General features: G+C 37.0%; 26 protein-coding genes. 16 read left to right on the top strand and 10 right to left on the bottom strand.

Going from position 1 to position 26,066, the window contains the following annotated elements; genetic code table 11:
* On the bottom strand, positions 1-238 hold a 238-nt coding region (locus VMW81_05160; GenBank protein ID HUU50327.1), incomplete at its 3' end, for an MBL fold metallo-hydrolase.
* Between the two features lie 123 nt (positions 239-361).
* Between VMW81_05160 and VMW81_05155 the strand changes: the two genes are divergently transcribed.
* From VMW81_05155 to VMW81_05145, 3 genes are all read left to right on the top strand, one after another.
* Positions 362-1,426: an NDP-sugar synthase gene (locus VMW81_05155; GenBank protein ID HUU50326.1), complete on the top strand. Its 1,065-nt coding sequence runs from the start codon at positions 362-364 to the stop codon at positions 1,424-1,426.
* A 140-nt stretch (positions 1,427-1,566) separates the two neighbouring features.
* On the top strand, positions 1,567-2,397 hold the full coding sequence (locus VMW81_05150) for a sugar phosphate isomerase/epimerase family protein (protein ID HUU50325.1): 831 nt from the start codon (positions 1,567-1,569) through the stop codon (positions 2,395-2,397).
* A gap of 3 nt (positions 2,398-2,400) precedes the next feature.
* On the top strand, positions 2,401-3,456 hold the full coding sequence (locus VMW81_05145; protein ID HUU50324.1) for a phosphotransferase: 1,056 nt from the start codon (positions 2,401-2,403) through the stop codon (positions 3,454-3,456).
* A 23-nt stretch (positions 3,457-3,479) separates the two neighbouring features.
* Here VMW81_05145 and VMW81_05140 read toward each other — a convergent pair whose 3' ends face one another.
* Positions 3,480-3,884 carry a hypothetical protein gene (locus VMW81_05140; protein ID HUU50323.1) on the bottom strand — a complete coding sequence of 135 codons (405 nt, stop codon included), beginning with the start codon at positions 3,882-3,884 and terminating at the stop codon, positions 3,480-3,482.
* Between the two features lie 171 nt (positions 3,885-4,055).
* On the opposite strand from VMW81_05140, the gene pdxA reads away from it, so the two are divergent.
* The 4 genes from pdxA (at position 4,056) to VMW81_05120 (ending at position 7,922) form a co-directional block, all read left to right on the top strand.
* Complete coding sequence (pdxA, locus tag VMW81_05135; GenBank protein ID HUU50322.1) at positions 4,056-5,093, top strand: 4-hydroxythreonine-4-phosphate dehydrogenase PdxA; 1,038 nt, start codon at positions 4,056-4,058, stop codon at positions 5,091-5,093.
* A 167-nt stretch (positions 5,094-5,260) separates the two neighbouring features.
* Positions 5,261-5,353, top strand: a complete 93-nt coding sequence (locus VMW81_05130) for an AURKAIP1/COX24 domain-containing protein (GenBank protein HUU50321.1) — start codon at positions 5,261-5,263, stop codon at positions 5,351-5,353.
* A 93-nt stretch (positions 5,354-5,446) separates the two neighbouring features.
* On the top strand, positions 5,447-5,632 hold the full coding sequence (locus VMW81_05125) for a twin-arginine translocase TatA/TatE family subunit (GenBank protein HUU50320.1): 186 nt from the start codon (positions 5,447-5,449) through the stop codon (positions 5,630-5,632).
* A 97-nt stretch (positions 5,633-5,729) separates the two neighbouring features.
* Positions 5,730-7,922 carry a bifunctional (p)ppGpp synthetase/guanosine-3',5'-bis(diphosphate) 3'-pyrophosphohydrolase gene (locus tag VMW81_05120; protein ID HUU50319.1) on the top strand — a complete coding sequence of 731 codons (2,193 nt, stop codon included), beginning with the start codon at positions 5,730-5,732 and terminating at the stop codon, positions 7,920-7,922.
* Between the two features lie 11 nt (positions 7,923-7,933).
* Here VMW81_05120 and rpmB read toward each other — a convergent pair whose 3' ends face one another.
* Positions 7,934-8,125 carry a 50S ribosomal protein L28 gene (gene rpmB / locus VMW81_05115; GenBank protein ID HUU50318.1) on the bottom strand — a complete coding sequence of 64 codons (192 nt, stop codon included), beginning with the start codon at positions 8,123-8,125 and terminating at the stop codon, positions 7,934-7,936.
* 80 nt (positions 8,126-8,205) lie between these two features.
* Between rpmB and VMW81_05110 the strand changes: the two genes are divergently transcribed.
* Together VMW81_05110 and recG are read left to right on the top strand one after the other, a co-directional pair.
* Positions 8,206-8,406, top strand: coding sequence for a DUF1858 domain-containing protein (locus VMW81_05110; GenBank protein HUU50317.1), 201 nt, complete (start codon positions 8,206-8,208; stop codon positions 8,404-8,406).
* Between the two features lie 106 nt (positions 8,407-8,512).
* Positions 8,513-10,654 carry an ATP-dependent DNA helicase RecG gene (recG, locus tag VMW81_05105; protein ID HUU50316.1) on the top strand — a complete coding sequence of 714 codons (2,142 nt, stop codon included), beginning with the start codon at positions 8,513-8,515 and terminating at the stop codon, positions 10,652-10,654.
* A gap of 13 nt (positions 10,655-10,667) precedes the next feature.
* Here recG and galT read toward each other — a convergent pair whose 3' ends face one another.
* Positions 10,668-11,675, bottom strand: a complete 1,008-nt coding sequence (galT, locus tag VMW81_05100) for a galactose-1-phosphate uridylyltransferase (GenBank protein HUU50315.1) — start codon at positions 11,673-11,675, stop codon at positions 10,668-10,670.
* A gap of 528 nt (positions 11,676-12,203) precedes the next feature.
* Between galT and VMW81_05095 the strand changes: the two genes are divergently transcribed.
* From VMW81_05095 to VMW81_05070, 6 genes are all read left to right on the top strand, one after another.
* Positions 12,204-13,496 carry an amino acid ABC transporter substrate-binding protein gene (locus tag VMW81_05095; protein ID HUU50314.1) on the top strand — a complete coding sequence of 431 codons (1,293 nt, stop codon included), beginning with the start codon at positions 12,204-12,206 and terminating at the stop codon, positions 13,494-13,496.
* A 155-nt stretch (positions 13,497-13,651) separates the two neighbouring features.
* Entirely contained in the window at positions 13,652-14,539 is an 888-nt protein-coding gene (locus VMW81_05090) for a branched-chain amino acid ABC transporter permease (protein HUU50313.1), read from the top strand.
* On the top strand, positions 14,536-15,537 hold the full coding sequence (locus VMW81_05085; GenBank protein HUU50312.1) for a branched-chain amino acid ABC transporter permease: 1,002 nt from the start codon (positions 14,536-14,538) through the stop codon (positions 15,535-15,537). Before VMW81_05090 ends, VMW81_05085 begins: the two co-directional genes overlap by 4 nt.
* Positions 15,538-15,545: 8 nt before the next feature.
* Entirely contained in the window at positions 15,546-16,319 is a 774-nt protein-coding gene (locus tag VMW81_05080) for an ABC transporter ATP-binding protein (GenBank protein HUU50311.1), read from the top strand.
* Complete coding sequence (locus VMW81_05075; protein ID HUU50310.1) at positions 16,289-17,026, top strand: ABC transporter ATP-binding protein; 738 nt, start codon at positions 16,289-16,291, stop codon at positions 17,024-17,026. Before VMW81_05080 ends, VMW81_05075 begins: the two co-directional genes overlap by 31 nt.
* A gap of 110 nt (positions 17,027-17,136) precedes the next feature.
* Positions 17,137-18,345, top strand: coding sequence for a glycosyl transferase (locus VMW81_05070; GenBank protein ID HUU50309.1), 1,209 nt, complete (start codon positions 17,137-17,139; stop codon positions 18,343-18,345).
* A gap of 39 nt (positions 18,346-18,384) precedes the next feature.
* Here VMW81_05070 and VMW81_05065 read toward each other — a convergent pair whose 3' ends face one another.
* The 5 genes from VMW81_05065 to VMW81_05045 form a co-directional block, all read right to left on the bottom strand.
* Positions 18,385-18,831, bottom strand: a complete 447-nt coding sequence (locus tag VMW81_05065; GenBank protein ID HUU50308.1) for a VOC family protein — start codon at positions 18,829-18,831, stop codon at positions 18,385-18,387.
* A gap of 46 nt (positions 18,832-18,877) precedes the next feature.
* Positions 18,878-20,149: a glycosyltransferase family 4 protein gene (locus tag VMW81_05060; GenBank protein HUU50307.1), complete on the bottom strand. Its 1,272-nt coding sequence runs from the start codon at positions 20,147-20,149 to the stop codon at positions 18,878-18,880.
* Positions 20,150-20,174: 25 nt separating this feature from the next.
* Positions 20,175-21,431, bottom strand: a complete 1,257-nt coding sequence (locus VMW81_05055; protein ID HUU50306.1) for a glycosyltransferase family 4 protein — start codon at positions 21,429-21,431, stop codon at positions 20,175-20,177.
* Between the two features lie 157 nt (positions 21,432-21,588).
* Positions 21,589-22,665, bottom strand: a complete 1,077-nt coding sequence (gene mutY / locus VMW81_05050) for an A/G-specific adenine glycosylase (GenBank protein ID HUU50305.1) — start codon at positions 22,663-22,665, stop codon at positions 21,589-21,591.
* A 75-nt stretch (positions 22,666-22,740) separates the two neighbouring features.
* A complete protein-coding gene (locus VMW81_05045) occupies positions 22,741-24,234 on the bottom strand; it encodes an AAA family ATPase (protein ID HUU50304.1) in 1,494 nt (497 codons plus the stop codon).
* Between the two features lie 368 nt (positions 24,235-24,602).
* Here VMW81_05045 and VMW81_05040 point away from each other — a divergent pair, with 368 nt between their 5' ends.
* On the top strand, positions 24,603-25,442 hold the full coding sequence (locus VMW81_05040; GenBank protein ID HUU50303.1) for a protein-glutamate O-methyltransferase CheR: 840 nt from the start codon (positions 24,603-24,605) through the stop codon (positions 25,440-25,442).
* Here VMW81_05040 and VMW81_05035 read toward each other — a convergent pair.
* The coding region (locus tag VMW81_05035) for an HDOD domain-containing protein (GenBank protein ID HUU50302.1) at positions 25,420-26,066 on the bottom strand (647 nt) is incomplete at its 5' end. The two genes, VMW81_05040 and VMW81_05035, sit on opposite strands and share 23 nt — an antisense overlap.

Raw genomic sequence — 26,066 nt, 5'->3', positions numbered from 1 at the left:
GCATGCAAAAATTCACTCCCAGCTTTTCTTTAAGACCCTGTATCCCTAAAGAATGGTCAATATGTGCATGGGTATTGAGAATCATTTTTATATCAAGACCATTTTTGTTTATTAATTCTAGTATCTTTTCAACCTCATCTCCAGGATCTATGATAATTCCTTCCTTAGTTTTCTCACATCCTACAATATAGCAATTCGCAGAAAAGCTTCCAACAGTGATTTTCTCTATAATCATCATATTCTCCTGTCTATAGGGATTATTATTTCCTGTATTGAGAAATGTCAAGTCTTTATTGACTGCGAACCCCTAATCTGATATAGATGCATTAAATGAATCATATTATATAGAAGGTGGATCAGGATGAAAGGCATGATATTGGCCGCGGGATTAGGGGAAAGAATGTTTCCTTTAACCCACATACTACCCAAACCCTTAATCCCTGTTGCAAACATACCCTCAATAGAATATTCAATTAATCTACTTAAAAACAATGGGATAAAAGAGATTATTGTCAACACACATTACAAAACAAAAGATTTGATAGATTACTTTCAAAATAGAGCTTTGGCTGGGATAGATATTCAATTTTCTCATGAAGAGATACTCTTGGGTACCGCGGGAGGTATTAAACGAGCCGAAAAATTTTTAAAAGGGGGTACATTTATTGTAGTAAATAGCGACATTGTCATTGATATTGACTTAAACGAAGTACTTGAGTTTCATAAGAAAAAAGGGGCATTGGTTACAATGGTCTTAAGAGAGGATAAGAATGTAGAAAAGTATGGGATCATTGGAATTGATTCAGAAAACCGGGTGAAAAGATTTTTAAATAAAGGAACCTCAGCCTTTAAAAGTCTAAAAAATATGATGTTTACCGGTATTCAGATATTTGAACAGGAGATCTTTGATGAACTTCCTCCTGTAAGGCCATGTAGTATTTCTGAGGAGATATATCCTGGATTGATATCGAGAGGATATCCTGTTTTTGGCTATTTAACAATGAATTACTGGATGGATATGGGAACGCACAGAAGATATTTAGAAGTCAATCATGATATGCTGCAAAATAAATATCCGTCTTTTGAGAGAATGGCAGAGGCTAGAGGGATTTCTTTAAATCTTGTTAATAAATTCACAAACAAGGATATTAATATCATCCCCCCTGTGATTATAGATGAGCCCTCTGTCATTAAAGAGGGGTGCGATATCGGGCCGTCTGTTGTGCTGGGGAAAAATTCTATTTTAGATCAGGGTGTAGTAATAAGAGAAAGTGTGGTTTGGGAGAATGTTTATGTCTCTGAAAATGCAGAGATATCAAATTCGATTATCGGTTTAGATATGAAGGTAGAAAAGGAATCAAAAATAAAAGAGAAGATAGCAATAAAAAAAGATAATAAAATCCAACTGTATCCTATCAACGAGTAATATTATTAGATGATTATATCTTTTTATTCCTTTTATATATTCTAATCTTTGATATATTATTTCTTATAATAGTTTAAGATATGTGATTAACTATTCTGGCGAATCTGGTTATATATATTTTTTATTTAAAGGAGATTGAGATGAGAATTGGACTTTCCACACATCTTTTTGTCCATGAGACGCTCTGTCCCTTATGGATTAGAAAGATCAAGGAATACGGTTTTCGATTTATCGAGATATGGGGCATGAGACCCCACTTTGATTATAAGAAAAATTCAGCGGTCTCTATGCTAAAAGATTTTTTAGATAAAGAGGGTATCAGAGCAATCTCTTTGCACGCTCCTTTTTATTTGCATGTTAAAGACGCAAAAGAGAGGAAGTGGCTCTCAATCTCTTCAAAAGAAGAAAAAGAGAGAAAGAAGATCATGAAAGAGATAAAAGAAGTAATGGATGTAATGAGAGTTTTTGAGACAGACGTAATAGCTATCCATTGCGGACTGAAGGTGAACAGGGAAGCTGAGGGCGATGGTATTCCAAAGGCGCTGTATAACAGCATTGAAGAGTTGATGGATTATTCTATGAAAAGTAATATAAAGATAGCCCTTGAGAATGCCCCTAATCAATATTCTACAACTCTGAAAATTCTTGATATTGTAAAAAAATATCATTCAAAGTCTTTGGGTATGTGTCTCGATTTGGGACATGCAAATGTTTCAGAAGATCCAGTCAAGGCAATAAAAAAAGCCTCAGGGCATATCTTTTCTATCCATGCTTCTGATAATGATGGCACTGAGGATTCTCACCTATCTCCTTTTCAAGGCAAAATCAAATGGAAAAGTGTAAGGGATACCCTTTTTTATGAAGAATATGATGGCCCCTTTATGTTGGAACTTAGGAACTATGGAGATTATGACGAGGTCTTGTCCCAAACAAGGGATTTTGTTCAGAAATGTTTTAGGATAAATCTTTAAGAAATGAAAGCAGATTCTTACCTTGAGATTGATCCTCGCTATATCTTAGACACAATTAATAAGATTCATGATAAGAATGTAAAAGATATAACTATAACTCCTCTTCTCGGGGATGCCTCTGACAGGAGATATTACAGGATATTATTTGGTAGCGCTGGAGTAAAGGATGAAATACAAAGGTCTGTTATTGTCATTAAGTTAAAAGAACCCTATCAATCAGGGGAACCCCCGTTCTTGAATATCCAGAGGTATCTTAAAAAATGTAGAATACCTGTTCCGGATGTCTTTTATTATGACAGAAAGAGAGGATTGATTTTTTTAGAAGACCTGGGACCCATGACCTTGGAAGAGAGGTTGAAAAGAGAGAAGAAGAGTGTAAAGGTCAAGTTTTATAAGAGAGCTATTGATCTCCTTTTAAAAATGCAGGTAAGTGGAGATAAAACAGACAGAAAAGAGTGTGTTGCATACTCCTTGGAATTTGATGTGGAAAAACTTATGTGGGAGTTAGATTTTTTTATGACACACATGATAGAAGGGCTATTGCAAAAAAGGATAAAGAAAGAAGATAGGGAAAAGATTCGAAATAACTTCCTCAATATTATCAACATACTAACAAAGGAGAAGAAGGTATTCACCCACAGAGATTATCATGGCAGAAATATAATGGTTAAGAATGATAAGCTAGGTATTGTAGACTTTCAAGATGCAAGAATGGGTCTCTGTCAATATGACCTGGCATCCCTTTTAAGGGATTCTTATCTTGTTTTGGAAGATAAAGTAAGAGAAGAGCTTATCGATTATTATATCAGAGAAAAGGAAAGGATTGAAAAGATAAGGATTGATAGAGATGAATTTTTAAGGCTCTTTGATTATATGTCTATTCAAAGAAACCTTAAAGCCGTAGGAACCTTTTCGTATCAAAAGGTTTGCAAGAATAATGATAGATATCTACCATATATTGACAACACTCTCCTATATGTCGATACAAATCTAAAGAAGTATAAGGAATTTAAGGAGTTAAGAAGGATTCTGTCGAAGTATATAAAAGAGCTCTCATGATAAAAAAATTTTAAAGCAGATGATTAAAGGCCTTGCTTTTTCATCTTTTTCCTTTTTAGCAAGACTTCACTGAACAATTCCCTTGAAAGAATAGAACCGAGACGAGATGATTTAAACTCGTTATCTATAAGTAATATCATGTTCTTAAAATTTATTGAAGGAGCATTTTTGGCTTTACAGGAGGAAACCATTCCTATTATCTTTTCTTTAAATTCAGCAATAAGAGGAGTAAAAATGTTATTTTTTGATTCTTTTATCCAGTTTTCAAGGGTTTTAGATTCTTCTATGGCCTCATTTATAAAAATTTTCTCTTTTGGAGGAAACTGAAGAAGAAACTCCTCAATTTTATCTTTATCCGTGATTTCAACCGTTCTCAAAACAGCCCTTTTCCCAGATATAAACTCAACTTCTTTAGGATAACCCACCATTTTTAAATTACTCCTGTGAAAGCTATTGTTAAGTAATTTTAACACACGATTTGATATATTAAAAGTAAAACATTTAGAAGTTGACAAAAGATATTCTTTTTTTTACCATCAATTAAGAATATCAGGGAAGTATTCAAAATATCAAAGAGGGTCTCATAAAAATAAGAGGCCATGACCTTAACTAGAGGATCGTCAAGCGTGTACAAGGAGAAAAACAAAAAACCTATCATTTCAATAACAATGGGTGATCCCGCGGGGATAGGGCCTGAGGTTATTATAAAGGCTCTTCACACACCGGTTATATACGAAGTTTCTCATCCCCTGGTAATAGGTAGCCTTTCTGTATTAGAGAATGTTCGAAAGAGCCTGAAGATAAGGGACGAGGTCTTTTTCAATTCTATAAAAGAATTAAGGGATTCTGATTTTAACTTTAGCAAAATCAATGTTTTAGATATTGAGGATTTACAATTGGACAATATAAAACAGGGAGAGATAAGCAAGGAAGGAGGGGGAGCTTCTGTCAGGTATGTGGAAAAGGCGATTGAATTTGCTATCCAGAAAGATGTTGATGCAGTGGTTACTGCTCCAATTAGCAAAGAGGCCATAAATTTAGCTGGGTACAAGTATCAGGGTCATACAGAAATATTTGCAGAAAAAACTGGTATTAAAGACTTTGCTATGATGCTGGTAACAGATGATATAAAGGTCATTCATGTCACCCTTCATGTATCAATGGTAGATGCCTGTAAGTTAATAAAAAAAGAGAGGATTTTACGAACAATATATCTGGGATATAATTCCATGCAGGATCTGGGTATTAAAAATCCACGGATTGGTGTCGCCGGTTTAAATCCACATGCAGGAGAAAGTGGTATTTTTGGAGATGAAGAGTTAAAAGAGATTATCCCTGCTGTTAATGTGGCCAGAGAAAAAGGAATCAATGTTGCTGGTCCGGTATCTCCTGATGTTATCTTTAACAGAGCTATGAGAGGTGAATATGATCTGGTTGTGGCGATGTATCATGATCAGGGACATATAGCAATCAAGACAACCTCTTTTGATGAAGGAGTTAATGTTACTGTTGGACTTCCCATTGTAAGAACTTCAGTAGGTCACGGAACTGCCTTTGATATTGTAGGAAAAGATAAAGCCAATCCTAAAAGCCTCATAAATGCTATAAAACTAGCCTCTAAAATGGCAGTCAATTAGGTAAAGAGCCAACTCAAAAACAAGAAATAAAAGTTATTTTTTAAGGACTACCCTGCTTTCGCTTCCAAACAAACTTTAAAGGTTTTATTCTAATGGATTACTTTACTTCTTATTTTGGATATGCTATATATTATAGATTTAAATATTAATGAAAAGGGGTGATTAAATTGGGGAGCGTTGTAAAGAAAAGGAGAGCTAAGATGAGAAAACATAAACACAAGAAATTAAGGAATAGTTCTCGACACAAAAAGAAAAAGTAATAATATTTTTTATAAAAATAAAAAGGATTCAAGATATGTTCTTCATCCCAAAGCCTGCATTAAAAGATAACCTGAGGAAAGAGGGATTTTAGAATGTTTGGATTGGGGCTTTTGGAATTAATAATTTTATTGTTTATTATTCTCCTCGTCTTTGGTTTAGGGGGTCTTACAGGTATAGGGAAGAATCTTGCCGAGATGATAGTCAATTTTAAAAAATCATACCATAGCCTTGATGAAATAGATGTAACCCCAAAAAACAAACAGCAAAACAATGAATGAGAGAAAGCATGATTAATGACTAATCTTTTATTAATGATTAAACATTTAAGGTTAAAACTTTTCATTCAATATATTCTTAATTAAGAAGATAAAGGCAATGGTTAGAATAGAAGATATAAGGGATTGGGTTTTATCATACAATCCAGATGCAGACCTTGATGTTATCGAAAGGGCATATATCTATTCTGCAAAGGTTCACAGGGGACAAACCAGGCTTTCAGGTGAACCCTACATATCTCATCCTTTAGAGGTCGCTGGAATTCTCGCAAAATTAAAGATGGATTCAATAACGATTGCAGCAGGGTTATTACATGATACCGTGGAAGACGGTTACACAACTTTAGAAGAGATAAAAATCCTTTTTGGAGATGAGATGGTGTCGCTTGTTGATGGCGTAACAAAAATGGGGAAGATGAAATTTTCGAGCCGCGAAGAAAAACAGGCAGAGAATTTTAGAAAGATGCTGATTGCTATGGCTAAAGACATCAGGGTTCTCTTGATAAAACTGGCTGACAGGCTCAATAATATGCAAACATTACAATTCATTCCAGTGGACAAACAGTTAAGGACTTCAAGAGAAACCATGGATATATATGCTCCTTTGGCTAATAGGCTTGGGATTGGCTGGATAAGAGGGGAGCTAGAAGACGTTTCTTTTAACTATTTAAATCCAAAGAGCTATATGGAAATCAAAGAAAATATTGATGAAATAATCCAGCAGAGGGAGGAATATATAAATAAGGTTAAAGATATTGTTCAAAAGGAGTTAAAGGAGACTGATATTTGTCATAATACTATAGGAAGGACGAAGAGTATCTTCAGTGTATATAAAAAGATGCAGAATCAGGATATTCCTTTTGATCAGGTTTATGACTTGATGGCTCTAAGGATAACCACAGATTCCATAAGAAACTGTTATTCTATATTAGGAGTTATCCACTCATTATGGAAACCTGTTCCTGGAAGGTTTAAAGATTATATAGCCATGCCAAAGGCAAATATGTATCAATCCCTCCATACTACTATTATAGGTCCTCAGGGACAAAGAGTTGAATTTCAGATTAGAACCGAGGATATGCACAAGATAGCAGAATATGGTATTGCAGCTCACTGGCGCTATAAAGAAGGAAAAGAAAAAGATGAGAAGTATGATGAGAAATTCTTCTGGCTAAGACAGCTCTTAGAATGGCAGCAGGATCTAAAAGATCCAAAGGAGTTTATGGAAACCGTTAAGGTCGACCTCTTCCCTGACGAGGTTTATGTCTTTACACCTAAAGGAGAGGTGAAGAGCTTGTCAGAAGGCGCTAGTCCTGTAGATTTTGCCTACCAAATCCATACAGACTTGGGAAATCAATGTGTTGGTGCTAAGGTCAACGGAAAGATTGTCCCTTTAAAATACAAATTAAAAAATGGAGATATAATAGAAATTTTAACATCCCCGAACCATGTCCCAAGCAGAGACTGGCTGAGATTTGTGAAAACATCCCGGGCAAAAACTAAGATAAGAGCATGGATAAAGAAAGAACAGAAAGAAAGAAGCATTGTTCTAGGCAGAGAAATTCTTGAAAAAGAGTTACAAAAATACGAGACCAAACCTTCAAAGATATTAAAGTCAGATGAATTCAAGGAACTGGTAGAGAAATTGAGATTTCAAAAAATCGAAGACCTATTAGCAGAAATAGGTTTTGGAAAAATCTCTGTAAATCAGATCATAACAAAACTCATTCCAGAGAAGACCTTAGAAGAATGGAAAAAGAAAGAAAAATCAGAGTTACATAAAATTGTAGATAGGTTTACCAAAAGAAAGGGAGAGGGGGCTGTTAAGATTAATGGTGTTGAGGATATCCTTATTCGCTATGCAAAATGTTGTAATCCAGTGCCCGGAGATAAGATTATTGGTTATATCACAAGGGGAAGAGGGGTGACAGTTCATACGGCAGATTGTCCAACAGTTGCTGGTCTGAATTATGGTCTTGAGAGAAAAATAGGAGTTGTTTGGGACGTTAAGAAGAAGATACCTCACTCAGTAAAAATCTCTGTTTATGCCGATGACATCCCAGGTGTTCTGGCAAAGGTGAGTTCTGCCATATCTGAATGTGATGTTAATATAAATCAAGCTAACATTCAGCCAGCAGAAGGAAAAAAGGCGTATATATACTTTTTGATAGATATTTTTGATCTCGCACAGCTTCAAAGGGTCATTAAAAATATAAGTAGGATTAAATCAGTACACAGCGTAGATAGGGTCAAAGAGCATTACTTTTTACAGAGAAGGAAGGCTAAAAGTTAGAACAGAGACGCTTAAGATGCTTTTTGAATTTTTCCTGACTTAATACACTGGGTACATACTTTTGCCTTTTTAGGCTGGCCATTAACAATAATTCTTATATTTTGAATATTTGGATACCATTTTCTCTTTGTTACATTATGGGCATGGCTAATTTTATGACCAAATTGAGGTTCCTTACCACAGATATCACATTTTCTTGACAATGTTAAACACCTCCTTTAAAAGGAGAAATTTTTAACACAAATCAAATCTTAAATCAAGCTTTTTTTAAAATGGAGCGAATATGAAGTTTAAAAAAGATATGTCAATTGATGAAGCCTTAAGGTCTCATCCTGATGTTATCAATGTTTTTAAAAAACATAATATGGATTGTTTAGGATGCTTGATTTCCAATTCTGACACCATTGAGGATGCAGCAAGTCTGCAGGGGGCCGATTGTAAGAGTCTATTAGAAGACCTCAATGCTTTATTTAAAGAAGAATAAAACTTTCAAATCCGCACAGTTCAAAAATTGAGATTTTTTGGCTGAAGGATAGCTCCCAGGCTTTTCATAATTCAGATATTATAAAGCAGATATCAACAGGTTCAAGATGATTGAGAATCTCGGCTCAACTCCTACATTATCTATTTTTCAAAAATCGATTCAATATATTAAAGGGGTTGGTCCTAAAAGAGCATTGTTTTTTAAAAAGCTAAATATTGAGACCATCAATGATGCCCTGTTTTTTTTACCCAGAAGATATGAAGACAGAGCCCACTTAAAAAATATATCTGAACTTAAGGCAGGAGAGCTACAAACATTTGTAGCCAAGATCTTGGTCAAAGATATTTCCCTTACCAGAACAAGAAGAAAAATTTTCAAGATTGTTGTTGGAGACGATACAGGTCATCTCATGCTCAAATGGTTTAATTTTAATGAAAGATATCTTTCTAATCGATATAAAAAAGGACAGAGAATTATCGTCAGCGGCCAGGTTTTATTAGACAATTATGATGGGTTTGGTCTGGAAGTTCGCCATCCTGATATTGAAATCCTTGACTCTGAGACTCCTGAGTTGGTGCATCTTGGAAGGATCGTTCCCATTTATCCTTTAACAGAGGGATTTTATCAAAAGACAATACGCTCTGTGATGAAAATTGTTGTTGATTCCTATGCCCATCTCTACCCAGAGATCCTTCCTGATTATATAATAAAAAGTAGAAGTCTAATCCCTTTGGATAAGGCATTAAGGGAGATTCACTTTCCTTCTCAAGAATCGGATATCTCTCTTTTAAATAATGGAAAAACGAGTGCTCACCAAAGAATTATATTTAATGAACTTTTCCTTTTAGAACTGGGGCTTGCGTTGAAGAAGCGGGATATATTAAATGAGAAAAGAGGGATTTCTTATGAGTCTAAAAATACCTTAACAAACAGGTTAAAATCTATCCTCCCTTTTGAACTCACTCCCTCACAAGAAAAGGTATTAAAAGAGATCTATGAAGATATGAAAAGACCCTATCCCATGAACAGACTTCTTCAAGGAGATGTAGGGTGCGGAAAGACCGTTGTGGCTCTCATGGCCATGTTAAGAGCAATAGAAAATGGTTATCAAGGGGCTATTATGGTTCCTACAGAGATATTAGCAGAACAGCACTATTTCAATATAAAAACAATTTCCAAAAGATTGGGAATAGAAGCTGCCTTGTTGACCAGTGGGGTGAAAGGAAAGAAAAGGAAAGAGATTTTGGAAGAGATTTTCAATGGTAAAAAAGATATTATCATTGGCACCCACGCCCTGATTCAGGAAGATGTTAGGTTTAAAAAACTCGGTTTGGTTGTTGTTGATGAACAGCACAAATTTGGAGTCATGCAGAGGGCCTCTTTGAAGAAAAAGGGTTATAATCCAGACGTTTTAGTCATGACCGCAACCCCTATACCCCGAACCCTAGCCCTGACAGTCTATGGTGATCTAGATATATCGATAATCGATGAAATGCCTCAAAACCGTCTCAATGTTATAACAAAGGGCTTTTATGATAATAAGAGGAGAGAAGTCTATACCTTTATAAGACAGGAGATAGAAAAAGGGAGACAGGCCTATATTGTCTTTCCCTTAGTTGAAGAATCTGAGAATTCTGATTTAAAGGCAGCAACAGAGATGGCTTCTCACCTCAAAGAGGAAATTTTCCCTGACTTTAAAATAGGTCTTCTCCATGGGCGAATGAAGAGTGAGGAAAAAGAAGAAATCATGAAAAAATTCAAGGAAAGAGAAATCGATATCCTTGTTTCAACCACCGTTGTAGAAGTTGGGATGGACATATCAAATGCATCGGTTATGATCATTGAACATGCTGAACGATTCGGCCTTTCGCAGCTTCATCAGATGAGGGGAAGAGTGGGACGAGGTCCTTATCAGTCTTACTGTATCCTTATGATAAAATTTCCTGTAACCGAAGAGGGGAAGAGGAGGCTTAAAACGATTAGAGAAACCACAGATGGATTCATTATAGCTGAGAAAGATTTAGAGATAAGGGGGCCAGGGGAGTTTTTTGGAACAAGACAATCAGGGCTTCCAGAGCTCATTTATGCTAATATCATACGAGACCACAAGATACTGGAAGAGGCGAGAAAAGAGGCCTTTGAATTAATAGCAAAGGACCCCTTTCTTAAAGATCCCTCTCTTAAATTTTTAAAAGAGTCCCTGAAACAGAAATGGAAAGAGAGGCTTGAGCTGGTCAGCATAGGTTAGTAAACTTTTTTATTTAAATTTTTGCTTGTCTTAAAAACCGGGCTGATTCCTCAGGAGGGGTCACATTAATATATATACCTGTACCTATCTCAAATCCCGCTGGGGTTGTCAGTTTAGGAATAATCACAGCATACCAGTGATAGTGTTTGGTATTTCTTTCATCTGTTGGTGAGGAACGAATGATATAGTTATAATCAGGGTTATCAAGCGTAAGATAGATCTTTCTCAGGGTGTCCCTCAAGACCTTAGAAAAATTATCTATCTCTTTTTCTGTAATCGCATCAAAAGAACAGTCATGTCTTTTTGGTATTATCCTCGTTTCAAAAGGGGATCTGGCTGCATAGGGAGAAAAGGCAACAAAATGGTCAGTCTCTACAATAATCCTTTTCTTTTCTGACAACTCTTGTTTTATCATATCACAATAGATGCATGTGCCAAATGTATCACAAGCAACCCTTGCCTGAAATATCTGATCCCTTACGTGTGGTGGAACTACAGGTGTAGCAATGATCTGCGAATGAGGATGTTCAAGAGATGTGCCAGCCATAGCTCCGTGATTTCTGAAGATGGTTATCAGTCTGATATCCTCGTTTTTAGATATTTCTATGTATCTCTGCTTATAAGCCTTTATAACATTCCTTACTTCTGAATAATTCATGGTGGCAATGGTTTTATTATGGACAGAAGTCTCTATCACAACCTCCGCTAATCCGAAACCATCTATCGTAAGGTATCTCTTAGATTTTCCCTCCCTTTTTCTTTTTGGGGAGAGATCGCTCTTTAGGGCAGCAAACTTATTCGGCACAACCCTTAAGTTCCATTTCCCATTCTTTTTTATGGAATATACGGATGGGGGTGTCTTATCCTCGTTGCCAATACAAAAAGGGCAGTTTTTATCGTATTCAGGAAATTCTTTAGCAACCTTTTTCTTTTTAAAGTCCTCTGGCCTCTTGGCCCTCTCTGGCGCTATGATAACCCATTCTTTGGTAGCTATGTTTTGCCTAAACTCTGGCATTTCGATTCTCCTAAAAGTTTATATTTAAATTTACATTGGAGAAAAACCTCCTAATTTTTAAAAATAAGGCATTTTTCTTATTAAATCAAGGAGATTGTGCAAACCGTTTTTTTAGAGTATTTTATATTTTATACCATATAAAATATACAAATTTTTTTGATATGGATAATTCTTTATCATTGATTTTAAATGAATTATTTAAAAATATCACCTAAAAAGAGAAAAATTTTTTAAAAAATTAGACTTTTTTAGTTGCAATCTTATTAATTTTTGATAGACTTTTTATATTTTTTTAAAAGAATATTTATTATTTTTTGATAATTTCATTTAGAAAAGAACAAAGGAAAGGAGGTGAAGTTTTTTTAGGTTTTCCCTCTAAGCTTCATTTTCGTTTAGGAATAAAAAAATGAGATGAATTTTGGAATTTTAATTCTTTTGGTTGTTGATTCTTATTTTATTGTATTTGATAGTAAGATTTAGATTGGAAGCTTAAGAGGGATAAATCGGAAAAAACCTTAAAAAGGGAGGCACTTTATGAAACAGTCAACTTTTAAAGTTCTGTTTGTAATTTTTGCCGTTTTTGCTTTCCTTCTGTCTGGTCTTTCTCTTGCTGAGGTAAAAGCTAAAGACAATATCCTGATCGGTCATTCAGCAGCTCTTTCAGGAAAGTATGCAAAGGCAGGAGAACAGGCACTTGGGGGAATCAAGGCTTGTATTGATTGGGTAAATAATGTTTATGGTGGTGTGAAAATAGCCGGAAAGAAAGTTCCTCTTGAGTACAAGTATTATGACTGTGAATCCAAAAAAGAAGCTGTAACAAGCCTAATCGGACGTCTGATCACAGTTAATAAAGTAGATGTTGTTTTCGCTCCATATAGCTCAGGCCTCACTCTTCGTGGAGCTCCTGTTGCTGAAAGTCATAAAATGCTTTACATGGATCATGGTGGTGCCAACAACAAGATTTTTCGACAGGGGTTTAGGTACATTGTCCAAACAATCGGACCGGCCTCGAGGTACCACGAGGGCACCCTTAATATGATTAAAAAGATTGATCCGAAGGCTAAGAGAGTTGCCTTAGCTTATGAGGACTCTGAGTTTGCGAAAATGGTTATGGAGGGCGCAGAAGAACATGCTAAAAAGCTCGGTTTTAAAATTGTTTTTAAGCGCACCTATCCAAAAGGGGTTACAGATTTAACCCCTCTCCTTTCTGCCCTGAAAGCCTCCAAGCCTGACTTCGTCTTAGGTGGTGGACACTTTGAGGATGGCCAGCTTTTTAATCGACAGATGGCAGATCTGGACATAAATGCAAAGGCCCTGTCTCTGATAGCGGCCGCAACCCTTCCAGCCTTTTATGAGGCTTTAACGAATATGGCAGAAGGTGTCATGGGCCCCTCGCACTGGGAATATGGTGTAAAGTTTTCAGAGAAGGAGGCTAAAAAGGTAGGGCTGCCATGGATTGGGCCAAGCCAGGATGAATTTGTAAGTCTTTTCAAGAAGGGTTTAGGGAAAGAAATTATTCCGGATTACCATGCTGCAGAAGCCGGAGCTCAGGTCTTAGCATATGTATTAGCAGTTGAGAAGGCTAATTCCGTTAATTCAGATAAAGTAAGGGCTGCCCTTGGAAAACTAAAGTTTATGTCCTTCTATGGAGGCTGGGATGTTGATGATATGGGGATGCAGGTCGGCCATTCCATGGTGGATGTGCAGTGGCAAATGGGGAAAAGAGTTATTGTATGGCCTGAAGAAGCCCAGACTGGAAGAATTGCTTATCCTATGCCTACTTTTGCCGAAAAAGCAAAAGGAAAGGTGGCAGTTCCGAGAAAGTAGATAAGTTAAGATCAAAAACGAGGGATAATCTCTTTGAGAATACATCAACTTGGCAAAATGATTCCCCACTAAGCCAGGTTGGCTTAGTGGGGAGTTTTCTTGTGTGCGAAACTCTCTAAAGCTAAAAGGAATAATCATTATTAGGAAATTTTAGGATGATATTAGAACAGTTAAGCGGAAATCTCATCCAGGGCCTTGTGCTGGGTGCAATATATGGTATGGCCACCATGGGTCTTAGCCTCATTTTCGGTGTTCTTAAGGTTGTTAATGTTGGGCACGGCGCTTTTATTATGAGCGGCGCATTCATAACACTCTGGCTGTTCAATACCCTTGGAATAAATCCAATCCTTGCTCTTCCCTTCGCCTTTATTACCGGCATGGCCTTGGGACTTATTTTCTATTATTCAATCATCCAGAAGTTAATCAAGGCACCAGAGCTTGCTACTTTATTGGCCACCTTTTCTATGGGAATCTTGCTTGAGGAGGTTGTGAAGCTCATCTTTGGTTCTGAATTTCGAGGTTATAATTGGCCTGTGGGCAAGATAAACTTAGGTGTTACTGTTCTTCCGATGACAAAACTCTATGCCTGTATTGGCAGTGTGATCATTGCCCTTCTCCTTTACTTTTGGTTCAAAAAAACCAGGGCAGGTACTGCCATGAGAAGCGTTGTTGAGGACAGTGAAGGCGCGAGAGTTTGTGGTGTAAATGTTGGATGGGTCTATGCCTTGAGCTTTGCTCTGGGGATTGGACTCACTGTTGTAAGTGGTGTTCTTCTCACCATGTTTATCCCTGTTGGTATTAATCCCTATATGGGAGGAGGATATACCCTGAAGGCTTTTGTGATTGCTGTGTTAGGAGGACTATCATCTCCCTATGGCGCATTCTTTGGAGGATTGATATTTGGACTCATTGAGAATGGTTCCTACACGCTATTTGCCTTAATTCCAGGGGTGGAACCGTTCGCCCTGACCAGGTTTTTATCATTCGTTATTCTACTAGTCATACTTTTAATTAGACCAACTGGACTTTTGAAAGCAAAATGAGAAATGAGCTTAAAAAATATAATCCTATAATACCCGTATTTGCAGCATACCTTGCCATGTTTTTGATTGGTAAAAACGTGACGGGGATGTGGCAGCTAATGGGCATGCTCGCTTTTTATTGTGCTCTCGGACAGGCCTTTAATATCTTCCTTGGCATGACCGGTTATGTGGATTTTGGTTATGTCGCTTTTATGGGTGTTGGCACCTATGGAATGGCATTGGGAATAACGAGGCTGGCCCATATCGAAGGACTTGGAGTAGTCATTATCATAATAGGTTTCATCCTATCATTGTTAATGTCCACCATGTTATCTATAGCTGTGGGAGCAGTGGCTCTCAGGCTTAGAGGTGCCTACTTTGCCATTGCCACCATCGGGGTGAATGAGGGGTTCAGGTTTTTCATAGAAGGAACAAGGATATGGAATGGTTCTGAGGGCATGATATTTAATGCTCAACTAAACCAGATTCTTGGAAGAGAAGCTGCCAGTGCCCTTTCTACTTTCTGGGCTGATATCATGGTTCTTATTATCGCTGCATTGGCTGCATTTGTAACGCTCTATTATATGAGAAGCAAGATTGGCTATGCTTTAACAGCCTTAAGAGAAGATGAAGATGCTGCAAAGGTGATGGGGATCAATGTAACCAAATATAAAATCATTGCTTTTATCACAAGCGCTTGTTTCGCAGGTTTGCTTGGAGCCGTCTCATGGGCCTTAAAAACCCCTTATGTGTTCCCGCCTGAAGTTTTTGAGATTCATTATACGGTAGAGGCCATTATTATTGTTCTCCTTGGTGGAGCCGGAACTCTTCTTGGACCTGTAGCTGGAGGATTAATCTATGGCCTCTCTAAATATTATCTTTCTATTATCTTGCCAGGATTTCAGCTGTTGATTTTTGCCCCTATTATTATTATCATTATTATCTTATTCCCAGAGGGAGTGGTTGGGATGTTGAAGTTAAAGGTTAAAGATTCAGCTCTGGCACGGTTTATTATCTAGGTGAAAATATGTCTTTATTAAAGCTTGAGAATGTAACAAAACGCTTTGGTGGTTTGGTCGCAGTGGATAGGGTGAGTCTGGAAATCAAATCTGGCGAGTCAATCGGAATAGTGGGTCCAAACGGTAGCGGGAAGACCACTCTCTTTAATATTATCAGTGGGGTTTTCTATCCAGAAGAAGGAAAAGTCATTTTCGATGGACAGGATATCACAACCCTTCCGCCATATAAAAGGGCACAACTGGGAATTGGACGAACATTTCAAATTTCTCGACCTTTTCACTCAGCTACGGTAAGAGAAAATATAGCAGTTGGGGCAATGTTCGGCACCCTCAGTGGAAAAGTAAGCGTTGATGAGTCTTTGGATATAGCTGACTATATAATAGAACGCGTTGGTATTAAGGAGCACAGGGATAAGCCAGCAGGTACTTTAACCCCCGTAGAAAAAAAGCTGATGGAGATTGGTCGGGCATTGGCAATGAAGCCCAGAATCCTCCTTATGGATGAAGCCATGGCCGGAATGCATCCAAATGACATTGATGAAATGGTTGGGTTTATTAAAAAAATAGCAGAAGAAGAGAAGATAGCCATCGTTGCCATGGTTGAGCATATTATGCGGGCAGTAATAGGGATTGCGAAAAAGGTAGTTGTATTGCATCAAGGCGCCAAATTGGTTGATGCCCCAACAAAAGAAGCTTTGGAAGACCCAAAGGTTGTGGAGGTATACTTAGGTCAGCCACAGGATGCCAGAAGGTGGATAAAGTACTGGCAGCGGGAGGAATAATGCTAACCATCAAAGAGATCGAATCAGGTTATGGTCCCATGCAGGTTTTATGGAAGCCAAGCCTTCAGGTAAAAAAAGGAACGATTACTTCACTCCTTGGACCCAATGGAGTCGGCAAGAGTACTCTTCTCTCCACTGTTTTTGGCTCTGTCGAGCCATGGGGGGGTACAATTATTTATGAAGGAGAAGACATTACTCATTTACCCACTCATAAAAAGGCTGAAATGGGTATGGCATTGGTTCCTGAAGGAAAGCATCTCTTCCCTAACATGAGTGTATACGAAAATCTTGCTATGGGCGCGTACTTAAAAAAAGCGCTTGAATACAAAAAGAAGTCTTTGGAGCTTGTATATTCTCTGTTTCCGATTCTTAAGGAAAGAAGTAAACAGTTAGCCGGATCCCTGAGCGGTGGTGAACAACAGATGTTGACCATAGGTCGGGCTTTAATGACGAAACCCGAATTAATAATGCTTGATGAACCGAGTCAAGGCCTTGCCCCCTTGCTGGTTCTTGAGGTATTTGAGACGATACAAAAAATGAGAGACGAAATCGGTTTAACTGTCCTCCTCGTAGAGCAAAATACTGATGCTTCCCTAAAAGCAGCAGACTATGTTTATATCATGCATGAGGGCATGATTAAAGCCGAAGGGAATCCAGAAGATATTAAGAAATCAACTGAGATCCGTGAGGCTTACTTGGGTATATAGAAAATCGAATAAAAATTTTCTTTAAACAACCTATCCATTTTCTTCTCTAAAAAATCCTTGTATCATGGACTTTAAGGGTATATTCTTTTCAATAACAATGAGGATAAGATATGCCTGATATTTATCAAGATGGTTCTATAACAACTCTTCATAGGTTTGGAAGCTCTAATTTAAATAATTTGGAAGAGGAAATATATCAGTTCTCCAAAGGAAGACCAATTGCTCTGGTTTTGCCTGTTGTTCCCCAGGATATAAAAGAGGAGGCTCTGAGAATAATATTAAAGGAATTAAGAAGGGTAAGATATCTAAGGCAGATTGTTGTAACGTTGGGGCAAACAGACAGAAAAGCCTTTAGAAAAGCAAAGGATATATTTAGAGATTTTCCCATTGATTCGAAATTGATATGGAATACTGGTGCAAGAATTCAAAAACTCTACCGACTATTAGAAAATAATGGTATCAGCGCAGGGGCTGATGGCAAGGGAAGATCTACATGGATGGCTTATGGATATATATTGGCATTGGGCGAGTGTGAGATTATTGCCCTCCATGATTGCGATATCCTTACTTATTCGAGAGAGCTTTTACACAGGCTTTGTTACCCCCTCACCAATCCAGTTATGGATTATAAGTTTTGCAAGGGTTATTATAGCAGGGTAACGGATAGGCTCCACGGCAGGGTTACAAGGCTGTTTGTATTTCCTCTGATAAAGTCTCTGAAAAGGCTTATAGGCCAACCCCCTTTTTTACGTTATCTCGAGAGCTTCCGATATCCCTTATCTGGTGAATTTTCAATCGTTGCTGACCTGACTAGAATCAATAGGGTTTCAGGGGACTGGGGATTAGAGATAGGTCTTTTAGCAGGAGTATATAGAAGAAGTTCTTTAAACAGGATATGTCAGGTAGACCTTCTGGAAAACTATGAGCACAGACACAGGCCTCTCTCTGCAGACAGCCCGACAACAGGAATGTTTAAAATGAGCATTGACATTACGCGAACTCTTCTTCGAATCCTTTCGAACGAAGGGATAATTTTCCCCAAGAGTTTTTTTAACAGTCTCAACTGTACCTATATAAAAATTGCAGAGGATACCATCAAAAAATATGAAGATGATGCTAATATCAATGGACTATTTTATGACAGGCATGAGGAAAAACTGGCTGTGGAGACTTTTATGAAGGCCTTAGGAATTGGTATTCAGGATTTTCTCGACGATCCCTTAGGAGTACCTCCCATACCAGATTGGAACAGGGCTATTTCTGCTGTTCCCAACTTCTTCGATCTTCTCATAGATGCTGTAGAAAAGGACAATCAGTAGTGATTCTTAAGGCTCGGATTGAAAATCCTAAATAGGTCTTCAGGAAGAATAAAGAGTATCGCTTTTATTAAAGAGCTCTATAAGATTTTTATCAGGGTCCCTAAAATAAAAAAATCTTTTTCCATCTACCTTGGGATGAAAATCAGAAATTGTCACCGGCTCTGAGATCACCTCCACTTTCTTCTTTACAAGCCTTTTATATATCCTGTCAACATCATCAACCTCGAAGGCAAAGTGCCTGAAATCATTATTTTTAATCTCCTTTTTCGGGTCGGTAAACTGTGCCAGCTCTAAAATCACAGGAGAAGAAGATGACTTCAAAGCTGCAAACTTAATCTTTACACCTTCGATTCCTGTAACCCTTGAAAACTGATTACCTGAAATATCTATTTCAAACGTAGGCTTAAGACCAAGGACCTCCCTGTAGAATTTCTTGCTCCTCTCGATATCCTTCACCAAAATTGTGATATGGTTTATTTTTGCCATAACCATCCTCTACATTCATTAAATCTATTCGAAAGCAAAAACAGCCTTAAAGGTTTTCTCTGTTTATATTATCTTTCTTTTCCCTGCAAGTCTTAGTTAATAGAGGATAAATGTGAGATTCATATATTATGTCCCAGACATAATTTTTTATTACTTTGCGATACATCTTATGCGTGGGTATCTTTTCTAAAAAATTTAGGGCTTGGTTAGCAATCTTTTCAGGGGGATCGTCTAGATTAAAAGAACAGACATTATCACTGCCAATTTCGATAAAGGGCTTTATATTACTGCAGATAACAGGTAATTTTATCATTCCTGCCTCCAATAAAGGTAACCCGAATCCCTCATCAAGGCTGGGCATCAATAACACGTCTCCAAGCAGATAAAAATCACGGATAAATATCGGATCCGGTTTTATTTTTTTGGAAGTTTTAAGGGAATAGTTCTCAAGTACTATCAGGTCTTTTTCAACCTTTAAACTCCGTGCAAGATTCTTCAGGTCAGAATAATAACTTTTTTCTATTGGTCCATGAGGGTCATGAGCACCTGTTAAAATGAGTTTGGCATTGATTCCCTTATCATGAATAGCCCTTAAGACCCTGATACTTAATTCAATATTTTTCCTTGGAATGAGACGCGATGGCTGAACAAAAATGAGATCAGCACTAAAGAGAGAATTTTCTTTAATAATCTCCACTGTGGCTTGATGTAATTTGAAAAAGTCAAAGGGATCGATGCCATTAGGAATCACTGATATTTCAGCCTTTATATTGAGTAGTCTTTGAAATCGATTTTTTCGAGCATGAGATATCGCTATGTAATGAAATTTTGGATTAAAGGTCTTTAAAATTTTCCAGGGCTCATTATCAAGATAAGAAGGATAGTTTTTATAAAAATATGGTGAGTCGTGGTTCCAGCTGATAACCTTAATAGAATGGGTTTCAGCAAGATGGTGCATTGCCATGGTAAGAGCAAGGTTAAAATTCATTGATATGACATTATGGGCAATAATTCCATCAAAATTTTTCAGGGAGGAGCACAAATAATTATAAATCTTATCCTTTAATTTGATGAGGGGTTCCATATTCCCGTTTAAACAATTTTTATGAGCATTTTGGACTCTTGTGTCTCTCGAGCTCAGGATAGGATTGATTTCTATGGGAAATTTATCTGTGGACTGCTCACCTGCACCAGCCAAGACCTTCACATGGTGGTAATTGCGATAAAGAAGATCAGCCTGTTGCCGTATGACTTCTTCTACACCTCCAACAACAGGGGGATAGGAGTAGTGAAGTAGAGCAATATTGAATCTTTCCATAACCAGATTTTTTATATTAATATTTTTAGAATGAATTAATTATTGGTAATAGTTTTTTTTCTAGGACTTCATAAGAGAAATGTTTTTTAGCCAAGAGGTAATTCCTCTCAGTCATCTCTTTAACCTTCTTGGGATTCTTGAGCAATTTTTTTATTTTTCTAACGGTTTCTTCTGTTGCAAGGGTATCAAATACGATGACATCAAAGCCTTTTGGCTCAATATCGGAAATATAAGTGGAATAACGGTTGAGCACAATCGGTTTTTTAAAATAGATTGCCTCGAGGAATGCATTACCAAAACCTTCGTAGCCTGAAGGGTAAAAGACAATATCTGCATTTTTATAAACATCACCTATGGAAAAAAGATGATTTCCCTTTTTATCTTTTTTTCTCTTATGATTAATCATATGGCCTATGGCTATAATCTTTACACCCATCCGTTTAGCATGTTTATAGATATGGATGGCATAGTCATCCCCTTCGTCCCCTGAGGCATGAGAGATGACCAAGGAAGGATGGGGTAATTTTATCATCCACACCAATTCAACTGATTTTTCAATCCATTTTCTCGAAACAATTCGTGTTGGCTGGAGGATAAATGGATCATTTTCTTTTAAACCTATTTTCTGGCGAAGCCTTCTTCCGTAGTCATCGATCTTGGATGGTGGTACTGCAAAATTATAAACATTTGGAATAATAACATTAGAAATACCAACCGAATAGCTTAAGAGTTGAGCGGCATGAGAGTTGATGACCACGTGACTTAAAGACGGAAGGTCAGGAGGAAAAGACATCCTGAGGTAATCATCAACACAGCTGTTTAAGAATCTGGTTCTCTCCCACCTGAGATCGTGATGGTGGGCAATAGCAGGCATTCCTGTTTCAGCAATAAATTCGGTAATCGCCATACCGAGAGGTATATGCATGGGGATAGCTAAGGAATTTTCAGGGATGATCAAATCAATATGAAACCTTTTTTGAAACTGGTATAATTTTGATTTTAAATGTTCTTTAAAATCCTGAATTTTTTTAGAAATGATCTTGGGTCGAGTCGGTTTCTCAAAACAGATTTGCTGGATCTCGTCGATTTCTGGATGGTCAAAATGTGCCTTTCTAACCAAGAAGCTTCTCTGTGGAGGTGTTTCTAATTCTCCAGCAAAAAAATGGCACTTAAAGCCGTTCCTTTCCAGAATATCACACCACTTTTTAATTTCCAGGGAAACACCGTCTGTGCCTGCAATGCGCGTGGAGACAAACCCTATGTTCTGTATGTTATTCCGCATAGATTTTCTCCTTTGCATCTATTTTTTAAAATTATTAGAGAAATTTCAAGATGAGTCAAGGAAATAGTGTAAAGATTTTTTAAATAGGATTTTTAGGTTGCTAGAAGAAATAGATTTTTAAATGTTTCCTTACAAGCTAGAATATGCAGTTTTTCTTTTAACCCTTAATTAGCTTTATAACCTTATTACTTCCTGAAGTAAAGGGATACCGTGCCAGTTCGCTTTTTCTGACCCAGACCTTTCGTGAAGAACCTTCCCTATAAACCCTGTTATTATTTAACATGCAAAAATAGACATAAAGAGATACACGAAAGCGAGTGTATGAGTGAGTCACTTTACCCAAAAATTTCACCTTTTGAGTTTTGATTCCTAATTCTCTTCTCAACACCCGCATGAGGGCCTCTCCATGTTTTTCTCCCTCTTTTTTCTTCTCCATTGGAAATTCCCAGAGATCTGCCATAAGACCACAAGAGGCCCTTTTTTTTATGAGTATCCTTCCGTTTTTTTTGATAACTGCAAGGACTGCCTCAAGCTGTTCATAGTCCTGTTCTTTAGAGAGGGGAATGGCTTCTTGGAGTCCTTTTTTATAAGAAAGACAGAAATCTGAAAGAGGGCAGATAGGGCATAGAGGTTTTTTTGAGCGGCAGATCAAGGCCCCTAACTCCATCAGAGCTTGGTTAAAAGTTCCAACGTTTTTGCGAGGAAGCAGTTCTTCTAAAAATTTTTGAATCTTCTTTTCTTGTCTATTCTTTATTTTGCCTCTTATGCAAAGGATACGAACAGTAAGCCTCTTGACATTTGCATCAAGAATAGAAAATCGTTTTCCAAAGGCAATACTCATAATAGCCCCTGCTGTATAGGGGCCAATGCCGGGGAGTCGAAGAAGCTCTTCATATGAGCAGGGAAGCTTTCCATTAAACTTCTCTTCCACGGTCTTAGCACATCTATGAATGTTTCTTGCTCTTTCATAATACCCCATGCCTTCCCAGGCCTTTAGAACCTTTTCCATTGGGGCTTTGGAGAGATTTTTGATATCAGGGAAAGCTTTTATCCATCTTTGATAATAAGGGATAACCGTCTTAACGGTTGTTTGCTGGAGCATGATTTCAGATATCCATATTTTGTAAGGATCAGCTATACCCCTCCATGGAAGACTTCTCTGAGAACTCCTGTACCATTTAAGGAGCTTTTTTCTGAGGATAGAAATATCTTTAATAAAGTTTCTTTCAGGCATGTATCTCTGAATAAATCTATATGGAATTTTTTATCTTGTTTAATGAAAAGGAGGAAACAAGATTGACGTATTTGGTTAACTTATTTTAGTATTAATATATTTATTCAATAAAGTCAAAAAAGAGATTGCTGTTTTTCGTTCAAAAGGAAGGGAGAGGCTATATTGTTCATCAGCGCTTTTTAGATCAATCCCATAATTCTTTACCCGCTCCCCTTTTTTATCAATATTTAATCTACATGTTTTTATCTCTTGATAAGGGATATCTATTATCTCTTTTTTTCTTAAGAGATAGAGAGCCTTGTCACTTATGATTAAACCGCACCTTTTGGTTTCTGGTTTCTTTCTTCCATTATTCTTTATTTTTAATTTCGAATTTGAACCGAATAATCCTCTATAAGGTAAGACATATAACATCTGGATATCAGGAGGGAGATAATAACGCCTGGTTATATTATATTGATCCTCTATACTGCTTTTAAGAGGCAGTTTCTCAAGGGCTTCTAAAAATTCTTTTTCTTTTGTATAGAAGGCTTTTTCAAATTCTAATCCACAATATCTACAGGTCTTTCTCTTAAAATCATTTTCTCTATTACATTTTAAACAGATAATTACAAAGTTTTCTCCACAATGAACGCAACTTTTACTATCGATCGGGTTGAGCCCCCCACATAAAGAGCATTTTAATTTTCGCCACTCAGGAGAGCTCTCCTCCTCTTTTTTTACTACCTCTTTCTCTCTTTGTTCTTCTGCTGCTCTCTTTTTTTCTGGTTCCTCTTCTTTCTCGATTCTCAGCTCATTTTTCGTAATTGGTTTTTCTAAAAAATGGAAATAGTGAACCACACCGTCAGATTTGTTCATGTCAGCGCATGCCTGAGACACCTCTTTAAAATCGATCTTATTTGATGAGTGGCTATAGCCAATGAGCAAAGAGAGGTCAGCAACTGTACAGATGACCCTCGGACAACCTTGCGAGAATTTATGAATCCCCTCATAAGCTGTTTCTGTAAAGATCTCCTTATCCCTTATTCCAGCAGTACTTAATCGATGTCGGATGAGTCTCTTGGTATCTTCGAAGTCCAGATTCTGCAATAAGAACCTAACAGGCAATCTCTGCCAGAATTCAGGCATATTCTTTATAGCTACTTCTAGTGGCTTTTGCCCAGAGAAGATAAAGGTAAGTAAAAAGGAGTCGGAGACACAAAAATTTAATAAAATCCTTAACTCTTGAAGAAGGTCAGGCCTGTGGCAAAGCATCTGTCCCTCATCAAGCATTACTATACATTTTATCCCTTTTGAATAAAATTCCATTAAATTTTCTTTTAATTTATTGAGGGTCAGTGTTTTATTCGTAGATACTCTTTCCATGCCAAACTGCCTGGCTATTTCACATATCATCTGGTTTGGTGTAAAGGTAGGATGGTCTATAAACGCGATTTTACAGTTTCCCTTGTAGTCGCTCTTTAACTCGCTTATCAATTTAGACAAGATGCTTGTCTTTCCGTCCCCTGCATTTTCTGAAACAAGAAGGGCCCCCCCTTTATTAGATATTACCGCATACTTTAAGCGCATGAGGCACCCCCTGTGTTGATTGCTCATATAGATCATATTGGGGTCGGGAGTAAGAGAAAAGGGGGGTTTTATGAGACGCCAATATCTTAGATATTCTGGTAAAAGATTAATGGACATATAGATTACAAATATAAAAAAATGATTAATTTGTTGTAATTATAACAAAAATAAGGGCTTAAGTCAAGTTGGAAGATTTTGTAGATTTCATCAGCTATTTGAAAACTTTTTGCCAGAAATATAAGTTTTCAAACAAGTGCGGAACTCGTCTTGTAATTCCAATAAAGCTGTTCTAAAATCATCATAAAATGACATATCATTTAAATGGAAAGACACATTAAACTTAATATTTTGCTTTTATATAAAAAGGCATGACAAGAATCCAGAACAACTCAATGAGCTTTGAAGAGTTTTTGAAAGAAACCCTTCCTCATCTTGGGCTTAAGAGAGGTTATTTTAAAAAGAAGAGCATAAAGAGGAGAATGGTCAAAAGATTAGAATATCTTGGGATCGATTCTTTTAAAGAATACAAAGAGTTATTGGAGAAGAGCAGTAAAGAGAAGAGAGAAATTTATAAGATATTTACGATTACGATAAGCAGGCTTTTTAGAGATGCCGATCTATTCGAATACCTTAAAGAAGAGGTCTTCCCCCTATTGTTAAAGAGAGATAAAGGGGAATACAAGATTTGGTCTGTTGGATGTTCTTGTGGTGAAGAGGTCTATTCTATTAAAATAGTATGGGAGGAGTTTTTAAAGAAGATAGGTAAAGCTAAGAATAATAAATTAATTATTTATGCAACAGATGTAAATGAGATATGTCTCAATAAGGCAAAGAAGGCTGAGTACAGAAAGAGCAGTCTAGAAGAGATTCCCCCTGAGATGGTTAATCACTATTTCATCAATCGAGAGGGTTTGTATATGATTAATCAATTCGCAAGGGATAATATTGAATTTTTTGTTCATAATATTATCCTGGATGACCCTATAAAAGAAATGGATATGATCTTTTGTAGAAACTCAGTCTTTACATATTTTACTTTGAAATACCAAGAGGAGGCATTGAAAAAGATTTATGATAGCTTAGCTGATAACGGCTTTCTTGTCATTGGTCATAAAGAAAAATTGCCAGGGATTTCTGAAGATATGTTGAAGCCTTTTTGGAGTAAGGGATGTCTCTATAAAAAGATTAATTTAATTTGCGAGAAATAAAGACAGAAATGATTCCTTCAACCGTTTGGAAAAGTTCTTCTAATTCACTATGTATTTTTGTCTTCCAGTCCTTAACGATGATTTTCCCCTCTTTTTTTACAACTTCTTTTATCTTCACCATTTCTTTTATTACACTCACAAGTCTTTCACATAATTGATCTAGGGTCTTAATCATCTCTTTCGTGTTTGGGAAGTTGTAATCTCTTACAATCCTAGCAGAGCAATTTATTAATTGACAGAGTTTTATTAAGTCAGGATCTCCATCTAAGAACTCTGGCTGATTGTGATACTTAATGATCTTTATAAAATCCTCTGGCAGCCTCCATTTTTTCGCTAAATCTCCTCCTATCTCAGCATGGGCCATTCCTAAAACTATTTTTTCCGCCTCGCTGTTTCTAAGCCCTCTCTGCTTTTTTAAGGCATTGATCTTTAGAAGAGAATCAGGCATAAAGAGACCAATAACGATCTTTCCAATATTATGAATCAGACTCACCGTATATACTTTGCCCAACTCATGAAAACCACTTGCTTTTGCGAGGATTTTTGAGATTCCAGCAATCAGGAGAGAATGCTGCCAGAATTTTTCATAATCAAAGGGGCCCCTTCTGTGAGGGGGAAAGACCT

This window comes from Nitrospinota bacterium, assembly GCA_035528715.1.
In the GTDB taxonomy this organism is placed as follows: domain Bacteria; phylum JADFOP01; class JADFOP01; order DATKYB01; family DATKYB01; genus DATKYB01.
Note: the sequence above shows the minus strand (reverse complement) of the source record. Positions and strands in the feature narration are given on the sequence as shown.

Bases quoted from the DNA above. Each gene is read 5' to 3' on its own strand.
- VMW81_05145 (HUU50324.1), top strand. From the start codon at position 2,401: ATGAAAGCAGATTCTTACCTTGAGATTGATCCTCGCTATATCTTAGAC.
- VMW81_05155 (HUU50326.1), top strand. From the start codon at position 362: ATGAAAGGCATGATATTGGCCGCGGGATTAGGGGAAAGAATGTTTCCT.
- VMW81_05040 (HUU50303.1), top strand. From the start codon at position 24,603: ATGACAAGAATCCAGAACAACTCAATGAGCTTTGAAGAGTTTTTGAAA.
- VMW81_05095 (HUU50314.1), top strand. From the start codon at position 12,204: ATGAAACAGTCAACTTTTAAAGTTCTGTTTGTAATTTTTGCCGTTTTT.
- VMW81_05125 (HUU50320.1), top strand. From the start codon at position 5,447: ATGTTTGGATTGGGGCTTTTGGAATTAATAATTTTATTGTTTATTATT.
- VMW81_05090 (HUU50313.1), top strand. From the start codon at position 13,652: ATGATATTAGAACAGTTAAGCGGAAATCTCATCCAGGGCCTTGTGCTG.
- VMW81_05120 (HUU50319.1), top strand. From the start codon at position 5,730: ATGGTTAGAATAGAAGATATAAGGGATTGGGTTTTATCATACAATCCA.
- VMW81_05065 (HUU50308.1), bottom strand. From the start codon at position 18,831: ATGGCAAAAATAAACCATATCACAATTTTGGTGAAGGATATCGAGAGG.
- VMW81_05045 (HUU50304.1), bottom strand. From the start codon at position 24,234: ATGCGCTTAAAGTATGCGGTAATATCTAATAAAGGGGGGGCCCTTCTT.
- VMW81_05080 (HUU50311.1), top strand. From the start codon at position 15,546: ATGTCTTTATTAAAGCTTGAGAATGTAACAAAACGCTTTGGTGGTTTG.
- VMW81_05110 (HUU50317.1), top strand. From the start codon at position 8,206: ATGAAGTTTAAAAAAGATATGTCAATTGATGAAGCCTTAAGGTCTCAT.
- VMW81_05085 (HUU50312.1), top strand. From the start codon at position 14,536: ATGAGAAATGAGCTTAAAAAATATAATCCTATAATACCCGTATTTGCA.
- VMW81_05070 (HUU50309.1), top strand. From the start codon at position 17,137: ATGCCTGATATTTATCAAGATGGTTCTATAACAACTCTTCATAGGTTT.
- VMW81_05060 (HUU50307.1), bottom strand. From the start codon at position 20,149: ATGGAAAGATTCAATATTGCTCTACTTCACTACTCCTATCCCCCTGTT.
- pdxA (HUU50322.1), top strand. From the start codon at position 4,056: ATGACCTTAACTAGAGGATCGTCAAGCGTGTACAAGGAGAAAAACAAA.
- recG (HUU50316.1), top strand. From the start codon at position 8,513: ATGATTGAGAATCTCGGCTCAACTCCTACATTATCTATTTTTCAAAAA.
- mutY (HUU50305.1), bottom strand. From the start codon at position 22,665: ATGCCTGAAAGAAACTTTATTAAAGATATTTCTATCCTCAGAAAAAAG.
- VMW81_05150 (HUU50325.1), top strand. From the start codon at position 1,567: ATGAGAATTGGACTTTCCACACATCTTTTTGTCCATGAGACGCTCTGT.
- VMW81_05140 (HUU50323.1), bottom strand. From the start codon at position 3,884: ATGGTGGGTTATCCTAAAGAAGTTGAGTTTATATCTGGGAAAAGGGCT.
- VMW81_05055 (HUU50306.1), bottom strand. From the start codon at position 21,431: ATGCGGAATAACATACAGAACATAGGGTTTGTCTCCACGCGCATTGCA.